Raw genomic sequence first — 8,800 nt, forward strand, 5'->3', positions numbered from 1 at the left:
CTAACGCCGGGCCGGACCGGCCGGTATGCGCGCAGTGACCGTGAAGCCGCCGTCGGCCGTAGGCGCGGCGTGCAGGTCACCGCCGGCGGCGGCCGCGCGCTCGGTCATGCCGGGCACGCCGAAACCGCCGCTGTCGCCGGTCGCGGGGACCGTCGGAGCCTGCGACGGACCGTTGACGATCTCCAGCGCGGCCGCGGCCGGACCGGACATCGACAGTCCCACCCGCACCGCCGCACCCGGCGCGTGCCGGGCGGCGTTGGTCAGCGACTCCTGCACGATCCGGTAGATCGCCATCGCCGCGACCGGGCCGAACACCTCGTGGTCGAGTTCGTCGGTCAGCTCGACGGTCCCGCCGGAGCGGTGCACCACCTCGGCGAGCTGCGGCAGATCGGCCAGACCCGGCGCGGGCTGCAACTCCGGCTCGGCCGCGGTCCGCAGCACGCCGAGCAGACCGCGCACCTCCTCGAGCGCCTCGCGGGCCGTCCCGGCGATCGCCTCGAACTCCTCGGCCACCGCCTCGGGCACCTGCTCCGGCGGATCGGCCGCGGCCAGCCGGTAGCGGGCGGTCTGCGCCATCACCACCACCATGGACATCTGGTGCGCCACCACGTCGTGCAGGTCGCGGGCGATCCGGGACCGTTCGGCCAGCACCGCGCTCTGAGCCTGCGCCAGTTCTGTCTGCTCGGTCTGCTCGGCGATCTGCAGGCGGGAACGGCGCCAGTACCGGACGAAGGCGATACCGATGGTCACTACGGTGAGCCCGGAGATCCAGCCGCCGGAGAGCGCCTGCGGCACCACCACCAGCAGGGTCAGCGCGGTCACCAGCCAGGCCACCGGCAGCCGCGACGGCGGGGCGGTCAGCAGTACGGCGATCGTCATCACGAACAGGACCAGGAACTGCGGGATGGCGATCGGCCAGTCGTAACCGTCGGCCGCCGGCAGCAGCGCGGTCACCAGGCAGGTGACGACGACCGTCGCCCACGCCCACCAGCGCGGCTCGCCGTCGACGCCGATCAGCGCCAGCGGAGCGACCGTCGCGACGGCCAGGATCGGCAGCAGGTAGGCCGGCACGCTCAGCGACTGGCCGAGCAGCGGCCAGGTGACGGCCAGCATGATCAGGGCCAGCAGCAGGGCGCACCAGTTGCGGCCGCGCGCGAGGTAGTCGCGCAGGGCCGGGTCCGGAATCCGCTCGGTGTCCGCCCGGACCTGGGCCGCCAGCCGGCGGAAAGGTCGTCTCACCCCGTCCACGCTAGGGCCCGCCGACGCCGGACGCCTGCCCCTGCCGGGGGATTCGCGTCTGGTTCTCACGGGTGAGGCGAAGCCGTCCACTCCCCCGCGACGCCGACCGGACAATCCCCGTTCCGGGCGATCCGCGCAGGTGGTAGCCGTTCTTAGCGTCGATTTCATGATCCTGACACGTTCCCCCGAACCCGTGCGGCGCCCGCCGCGACGACTGCTCATCGCCGTCCTGGCCGCCGTCGGATTGAGCGCACTGCCCGCCTTCGGCGCCGCCGGCCAGGCCACCGCCGCCGTGGCCGAGTCCGGCCCGGCCCGCTCGGCACCCGATGCGGTGATCGACCGGCTCACCGGAGCGCACCCGGAGTCGGCGCTGCGCCTACTGCCGGCGGACTTCCCCGCGCTGATGGGCTACCGGCCGGTGATCAGCGCAGGCCGGCCGATCCATCCCGGCGGCGGCTGCTCGTCACCGGTCCCTCTGCCGGGGCGGTTCGAACCGCTGTGCCGCAGCCACGACTTCGGCTACGACGTCCTGCGCTACGCCGCCCTGCGCGGGGCACCGGTGAAAGCGGGCGCCCGCAGCCGGCTCGACGCCGCCCTGGTCCGCGCCATGCACCGGTCCTGCAGCAACCCGCTCTGTCATCTCGCGGCCGAAGCCGGCCGGGCCGGACTCGCCGTGAACACCTGGCGGCAGCGCGGTGGGCCCCCCGTACCGGAGAGCGGCTGGACGATCCTGGCCAGCGTGCTCACCGCACCGGTGACGCCCGGTCCCGGAGCCTCGCGGTGACCGCCCGCCCGCAGCTGTCGCGGCGGCCGGCGGCCCTGATCGGCGGCGGTCTCGGCGCGATCGCCGCCCTGACGCCCGGCGCCGTGCCCCGGTCGCTGCCGGTGTCGGCCCTGTCGGTGGCGGTCGCCGGCCTGCTCGGAATGACGCTGGGGCTGGCGCTGGCCGCGGTCACCCGGCGCTCGCTGCGCCCGCCGCGGGCCCTGATCGCCGCCGGTCTGGCCGTCGGCGCGGCGTGCCTGGCCGGCAGCGTGTGGTGGCAGCAGCAGCTGCGGGCCGCGATGGGCATGGCGCCGGTGAGCCCGCTGTGGGTGGCGGCCACCGTCGCCGCCACACTGGTGCCGGCCGTCGTGCTGGCGGTGCCGGGGCGGCTGTGGGCTGCCGGGGCGGTGAGCGCAGGCCTGCTGGTGAGCACCGGCGCTCTCCCGGCGCCGGCGCACGGCCAGACCGCCGCGGCCCGGCACGAGCACGAGATCCTGGACTACGGCGCACTCTCGGATGCGCCCGATGCCGCCGGCCGGGCGCAGGTCGCCGTGCGCCGGTGGTCCGCACACGGGGGCCTGGACCGCCGGGCCGTGGTGCTGGCGGTGCCCACCGGATCGGGTTGGGTGGACGGCGCCGCACTCGACGGCTTCCGCGACCGTTTCGACGGCTCGGTCCGCACCGTGGCCGTCCAGTACGCGGACGTGCCGTCCTGGCAGGCCTGGCTCACCGACTCGGGCCAGGCCGGTGCCGGCGCGGTGGCCCTGCTGGCGGAACTGTCCGCGCGGCTCGCCCAGCGGCCGGCGGCCGAGCGCCCGGCGATCTACCTCTACGGTCAGTCGCTCGGCGCGACCGGCGCCGAACACGCCCGCCGGTGGGCCCACGATCACGGTGTCCCGGTCGCCGGCACCGTGCTCGCCGGGGTACCCGGCGGCGGGCCCGCGCCCGACGGCTGCGGGGATCCGCTGGTGCTGACCAATGCCTCGGATCCGGTCGCCGCGCTGGCGCCGTCACTGCTCTGGCGGCCGCCGTCGCCGCCCGCCCGCGCCGGACTCACGCGCAGCGCATCACCGCAGCCGCCGTGGCTGCCCGGACTCTCGTTCCTGGCCCGGGGCCTGGACCTGCTCGACGCCCTGCACGTGCCGGTCGGGCACGGTCACCGCTACGGAACCGAGCAGGGCCGGGCGGTGCCCGACCCGGACCGGTGTCAGCCGGCGATCGGTCCGCGGGCCGCCTCGTAGGCCGCGCCCACCCGGTAGAGCCGGTCGTCGGCCAACGCCGGCGCCATGATCTGCAGGCCCACCGGAAGACCGTCCTCGGCGGCGGTCCCCGACGGCACCGACATGGCCGCGTTGCCGGCCAGGTTCACCGGCAGCGTGCACAGGTCGAACAGGTACATCGACAGCGGATCGTCGACCTTCTCGCCCAGTTTGAATGCCGTGGTCGGGGTGGTCGGCGAGATCAGCACGTCCACCTGCTCGTAGGCGGCGGCGAAGTCGCGCGCGATCAGCGTGCGCACCTTCTGCGCCTGCCCGTAGTAGGCGTCGTAGTAGCCGGCGCTGAGCGCATAGGTGCCGATCATGATGCGGCGCTTGACCTCGGGGCCGAAACCGGCCTCACGGGTCAGCGCCATCACCTCGTCGGCGCTGTGCGTGCCGTCGTCGCCGGCCCGCAGCCCGTAGCGCATGGCGTCGAAGCGGGCCAGGTTGCTCGACACCTCGGACGGCAGGATCAGGTAGTAGGCGCCCAGGGCGTAGCTGAAGTGCGGGCAGTCCACCTCGACGATGGTGGCGCCGCGCTCGGTGAGCACCGCGCAGGCCTGCTGGAAGGATTCGAGCACCCCGGCCTGGTAGCCCTCCCCCTGCAGCTGGCGGACCACACCGATGCGCACACCGGTGAGGTCCTGCTCGGCACCGGCCCGCGCGGCGGCCACCACGTCGGAGACCGGCACCGGCAGCGAGGTGGCATCGCGCGGATCGTGACCGGCGATCACCTCGTGCAGCAGTGCGGTGTCGAGGACGGTGCGCCCGCACGGCCCGCCCTGATCGAGCGACGACGCGCAGGCGATTAGGCCGTACCGGGAGACGGTGCCGTACGTGGGCTTGACGCCCACGGTCGCGGTGACCGCGGCGGGCTGCCGGATGGAGCCGCCGGTGTCGGTGCCGATGGCCAGCGGAGCCTGGTAGGAGGCGAGCGCCGCGGCGCTGCCGCCGCCGGAACCTCCCGGAATGCGCTCGACGTCCCACGGATTGCGGGTCACCTGGTAGGCGGAGTTCTCGGTGGAGCTGCCCATCGCGAACTCGTCCATGTTGGTCTTGCCCAGGATCGGGATCCCGGCCTCACGCAGCCGGGTGGTCAGCGTCGCGTCGTACGGCGAGGTCCAGCCTTCGAGGATCTTGGAGCCGCAGGTGGTGGGGGCGTCGACGGTGGTGAAGACGTCCTTGAGGGCCAGCGGCACGCCGGCCAGGGCGGACGGCGCATCGCCGGCGGCGATCGCCTCGTCGGCGGCCCGGGCGGCGGCCAGCGCCTCGTCGGCGCCCACGTGCAGGAAGGCGCCGAGCCGGTCGTCGACCTCGGCGATGCGGTCCAGGTGCGCCTGGGTCACCTCCACCGAGGACAGTTCGCGGGCGGCGATGGCCTCGGCGAGCTGTGCCGCGGTGCGGCCGGTGATCTCTCCGGCGGCCCGGGTGTCGATGCTGGTCACTCTTCCTCCCCGAGGATCTGCGGAACGGCGAAACGGCCCTGTTCGACGGCCGGCGCCCCGGAGAGCGCCTGCGCCGGGGTCAGACCCGGCACCACGGTGTCGGGCCGGGTCACATCGCGCAGGTCGGCCGGGTGCGCGGTGGGCGGCACGTCGTCGGCCGCGACCTCGGCGACCTGCGCCACATGGCCCAGGATCGTGTCGAGCTGCCCGGCGTAGGTGTCGAGCTCCTCGTCGCTGAGCGCCAGGCGCGACAGGCGCGCCAGATGGGCGACCTCGGCGCGGCTGATCGCCGGCTGGTTCTGGGTGGACTGTGACTCCGGCAAGGGTCCATTCCTCTCGTGGTGGGCAGCCCTCTTAGCCTATGTCCCCGGTCCGCCGAAGGGATGACCTGGGGTGGTGACGGGGACCGCTGCGAGAAGTAGCGTGAAGTCCATGATCATCGTGACCACCAACGAACTGCCCGGCTACCGGATCGACTACACCTTCGGCGAGGTCTTCGGTCTGACGGTCCGTTCCCGCCACCTGGGCTCCAACATCGGCGCCGGCTTGAAGTCGCTGGCCGGCGGCGAGCTGCGCGGCATCACCACGCTGCTGCACGAATGCCGGCAGGAGGCGCTCTCCCGGCTGGCCGCCGAGGCTCAGAACCGCGGCGCCAACGCGGTGGTGGCCTTCCGCTTCGAGACCACCGAGTACGCGGGCAGCGGTGTGGAGGTGTGCGCCTACGGCACCGCGGTGGGCGCGACCCCGCTCAATCCCCAGGCTCAGCAGCAGATGGCCCAGCAGGCCGCGCCGCCGCAGCCGGCGCCGGGACAGCCGCAGTACCCGGGCCAACCGCAGTGAACCGCGGGTCTGCCGCTCCCGATCCGGGCAGGACCGGGCGGCAGACCTGGCGCCGTCACCATCGGGTAACACGGGGGAAATGTGCTTCGGAATAATGGAGTCGTGCCATTCCTGTTGCGCGTGACCTTGGAAGACCGGCCCGGCAGTCTCGGGCTGCTGGCCGTCGAACTGGGCGCGGTGGGCGCCGACATCCGCTCCCTCGAGGTGGTCGAACGCGGCGACGACTATGCGGTCGACGACATCGTGGTGGAGCTGCCGCACGGCGCGCTGCCGGACACGCTGATCACGGCGGCCGAGGCCGTCGACGGGGTGCACGTGGATTCGCTGCGGCCGTTCGGCGGCATGCTCGACATCCATCGGGAACTCGAGCTGATCGATGCGGTGGCCGCCCGCGGCGCGGACCGGCTGCAGGTGCTCGCCGACCAGGCGCCCCGCTCGCTGAACGTCTCCTGGGCCAGCGTGGTGTCCCGGCCGGCCAGCGAGGTGGTGGTGCTGGCGGGCAGCAGCGGCGCCCCGGAGACGCCGCTGGTCCAGGCCGACTGGCTGCCGTTGCCGCGGGCCCGGCTGTTCGAGACGGACGCGGACTGGGTTCCCGGGCCGTGGCGCGAGCTCGACACCAGCCTGGCCGCGGCCCCGATCGGCGACGGCGGCAAGGCCCTGCTGCTCGGGCGCACCGGCGGACCGGAGTTCCGGCCCAGCGAGGTGGCCCGGCTCGGCTACCTGACCGGCATCATCTCCACGCTGATCCGGAAATAGCGCGCCGCTTCGGCAAAGATCGTCCGCTCACAGCCACTCCGAGGGCATATTGCCCTCGGCGGCCTCCAGAGCGGACGATCTTTGCACCGCTCGCCGTGATCGGTCGCTGCGGATCCGGTGCCGGTCCGGTGCGGTGACCCCGCGGATGTCGCCGAGCGTGTCCGCCCACCCGAACAGCACGTCGTCAAAGGTCAGCCGCATGGTGAGCCAGCCGTCGACGGTGGCCCGGCGGTCGCGCCGCCGGTCGTTGCGGTAGGCCCGCGCATCTGAGTGGTAGAGCCGGCTGTCGCATTCGAGGATCAGCCGCCCGACCCGCAGATCCGCCCGCCCCACTCCGGCGATCTGCGGCTGGACCACCACGTGGAAGCCCAGCGCGCGCAGCCGGACCCGGCAGATCGACTCGGTGCCGGACTGGGACCGCCAGTCGGTCCGTGCGAGCAGTTCCTCGACCCGGGGGCCGAGATCGCCCAGCGCCGCCCGCAGGTCGCCCGCCCGGGAACCGGTGCTGTTGAACCAGGAGTCGCAGACCGCCACCCAGTCCTCAGTGCTCATGCAGCGGGCCGCACAGGCCAGGGCCACCGGCACCGGATCGACGGCGGACCGGACCGGCCGGGGACCGCCGAAGGCCCGGCAGCTCTCGCCGGCCGACGACTTCGCCTTACTCCGCCGCACATGCACGTCCGAATAACCGGGCGGCACCCACTGGCCGTGATGCTGCAGGGCCGAGACACAGCTCAGCGCGCCACCGGCCCGGACCGCGACGGCGGCCTGCGGATCGTGGGTCCGGATCGCGTACCAGCCCGAACGCAGCCGGATCAGATCGCCGGCCTCGCAGGCCCGGCGGATCGCACCGTCGTCATAGCCGAGCGCCAGCAGTTCCCGCCGGGTGAAGATTCCGCAGCTGTGGTCCACACCGGATTGGACGCAGCGGACCCCGATCCGGTTCCCTCACTCGTCGGCGCGTGTCGCGCCGCCGCGTCGCCGGTCAGGCCTCCCCGGTCGCCAGCAGCGTCTTGAAGCCGTCCTCGTCGATGATCGGCACCCCGAGCTGTTCGGCCTTGGCGGCCTTGGAACCGGGGGCATCGCCGACCACCACGTAGTCGGTCTTCTTCGACACCGAGCCCGAGGCCTTGCCGCCGCGGGCGATGATCGCCTCCTTGGCGCCGTCCCGGGTGAAGTCGACCAGCGAACCGGTCACCACCACGGTCTTGCCCTCCAGGGTGCGGGCGATGGACTCGTCGCGTTCGTCGGCCATCGACACCCCGGCGGCCCGCCACTTGGCGACGATCTGCCGGTGCCAGTCCACCGCGAACCAGTCGCGGATGCTGGTGGCCAGGGTCTCCCCCAGCCCGTCGACCTGCGCCAGGTCCTCGGCCGACGCCTCCTCGATGGCCTGCAGCGAGCCGAAGTGGGTGGCCAGCGACCGGGCGGCGGTGGGCCCGACGTGCCGGATCGAGAGTGCGACCAGGACCCGCCACAGCGGTGCCTGCGCCGCACCGGCCAGATTCTCGAGCAGCTTGCGGCCGTTGGCCGACAGCTCGCCCTTGGTGGTGGTGTAGAACGCGGTCTTCACCAGGTCGTCGGCGGTCAGGTCGAACAGGTCGCCCTCGTCGGCGATGATGCCGCCGGTGAGCAGTGCGGTGGCGCCCTCGTAACCGAGTGCCTCGATGTCGAAGGCGCCGCGGCCGGCCAAATGGAAGAGCCGCTCGCGCAGCTGCGCCGGACAATGCTGCGCATTGGGGCAGCGGATGTCGACGTCGCTCTCCTTCTCCGGCCGCAGCTGCGCCCCGCATTCCGGGCAGTGGGTGGGCATGACGAAGGCGCGCTCGGAGCCGTCGCGCAGATCCACCACCGGCCCGAGGACCTCCGGGATCACGTCGCCGGCCTTGCGGATGGTGACGGTGTCGCCGATCAGCACGCCCTTGCGCCGCACCTCTGAGGCGTTGTGCAGGGTGGCGCGCGAGACCGTCGAACCGGCCACCAGCACCGGTTCCATCAGCGCCCACGGGGTGACCCGGCCGGTGCGGCCGACGCCGACCATGATGTCGCGCAGCACGGTGGTCACCTCCTCCGGCGGATACTTGTAGGCGATCGCCCAGCGCGGGGCCCGGGAGGTGGAGCCGAGCCGGCGCTGCAGATCCACCCGGTTCACCTTGACCACCAGGCCGTCGATCTCGTGTTCCACCGAATGCCGGTTCTCGCCCCAGTATCGGACCGCGTCGGCGACGGCCTTCGCGCCGGTCACGGTGCGGGTGTGCGCCGACACCGGCAGCCCCCAGTCGCCGAGCGCCAGGTAGGCCTCGTGCAGCGAGTCCGGACGCCAGCCCTCGGTGCGGCCCACCCCGTGACAGATCATCCGCAGATGCCGGCCGGCGGTGACCCGCGGATCCTTCTGCCGCAGCGACCCCGCCGCCGAGTTGCGCGGATTGGCGAACGGCGGCTTGCCCGCCTCGACCAGCGAGGCGGTCAGGTTCTCGAAGTCCTCGATCCGGAAGAAG

Annotated in this window: 8 protein-coding genes and 1 pseudogene; 4 read left to right on the forward strand and 5 right to left on the reverse strand. The window is 73.3% G+C overall.

The features are described from left to right. The gene (locus tag ACJMNC_RS03705) at nt 1-1,239 is read right to left on the reverse strand and encodes a sensor histidine kinase (protein ID WP_408946595.1); all 1,239 of its coding nucleotides are present in this window, start codon (nt 1,237-1,239) and stop codon (nt 1-3) included. A gap of 166 nt (nt 1,240-1,405) precedes the next feature. Between ACJMNC_RS03705 and ACJMNC_RS03710 the strand changes: the two genes are divergently transcribed. Both ACJMNC_RS03710 and ACJMNC_RS03715 read left to right on the forward strand, forming a co-directional pair. Beyond that, nucleotides 1,406-2,023: a hypothetical protein gene (locus ACJMNC_RS03710; RefSeq protein WP_408946596.1), complete on the forward strand. Its 618-nt coding sequence runs from the start codon at nt 1,406-1,408 to the stop codon at nt 2,021-2,023. Beyond that, nucleotides 2,020-3,243, forward strand: coding sequence for an alpha/beta-hydrolase family protein (locus ACJMNC_RS03715; RefSeq protein ID WP_408946597.1), 1,224 nt, complete (start codon nt 2,020-2,022; stop codon nt 3,241-3,243). Before ACJMNC_RS03710 ends, ACJMNC_RS03715 begins: the two co-directional genes overlap by 4 nt. Here the strand turns inward: ACJMNC_RS03715 and gatA are convergent. Both gatA and gatC read right to left on the reverse strand, forming a co-directional pair. Further along, nucleotides 3,210-4,706: an Asp-tRNA(Asn)/Glu-tRNA(Gln) amidotransferase subunit GatA gene (gene gatA / locus ACJMNC_RS03720; RefSeq protein WP_408946598.1), complete on the reverse strand. Its 1,497-nt coding sequence runs from the start codon at nt 4,704-4,706 to the stop codon at nt 3,210-3,212. The genes ACJMNC_RS03715 and gatA overlap by 34 nt on opposite strands. Next, the gene (gatC, locus tag ACJMNC_RS03725) at nt 4,703-5,029 is read right to left on the reverse strand and encodes an Asp-tRNA(Asn)/Glu-tRNA(Gln) amidotransferase subunit GatC (protein WP_408946599.1); all 327 of its coding nucleotides are present in this window, start codon (nt 5,027-5,029) and stop codon (nt 4,703-4,705) included. Before gatC ends, gatA begins: the two co-directional genes overlap by 4 nt. Nucleotides 5,030-5,138: 109 nt before the next feature. On the opposite strand from gatC, the pseudogene ACJMNC_RS03730 reads away from it, so the two are divergent. Continuing rightward, nucleotides 5,139-5,456, forward strand: a pseudogene (locus ACJMNC_RS03730) (YbjQ family protein); the annotation flags it as partial. A gap of 192 nt (nt 5,457-5,648) precedes the next feature. Further along, on the forward strand, nt 5,649-6,302 hold the full coding sequence (locus ACJMNC_RS03735; protein ID WP_408946600.1) for an amino acid-binding protein: 654 nt from the start codon (nt 5,649-5,651) through the stop codon (nt 6,300-6,302). A 27-nt stretch (nt 6,303-6,329) separates the two neighbouring features. Here the strand turns inward: ACJMNC_RS03735 and ACJMNC_RS03740 are convergent, their stop codons facing one another. Continuing rightward, nucleotides 6,330-7,214 carry a type IV toxin-antitoxin system AbiEi family antitoxin domain-containing protein gene (locus ACJMNC_RS03740; RefSeq protein ID WP_408946601.1) on the reverse strand — a complete coding sequence of 295 codons (885 nt, stop codon included), beginning with the start codon at nt 7,212-7,214 and terminating at the stop codon, nt 6,330-6,332. A 73-nt stretch (nt 7,215-7,287) separates the two neighbouring features. Further along, the coding region (ligA, locus tag ACJMNC_RS03745; RefSeq protein ID WP_408946602.1) for an NAD-dependent DNA ligase LigA at nt 7,288-8,800 on the reverse strand (1,513 nt) is incomplete at its 5' end.

It is taken from the genome of Gordonia sp. VNK21, from assembly GCF_046098115.1.
Taxonomy (GTDB): domain Bacteria; phylum Actinomycetota; class Actinomycetes; order Mycobacteriales; family Mycobacteriaceae; genus Gordonia.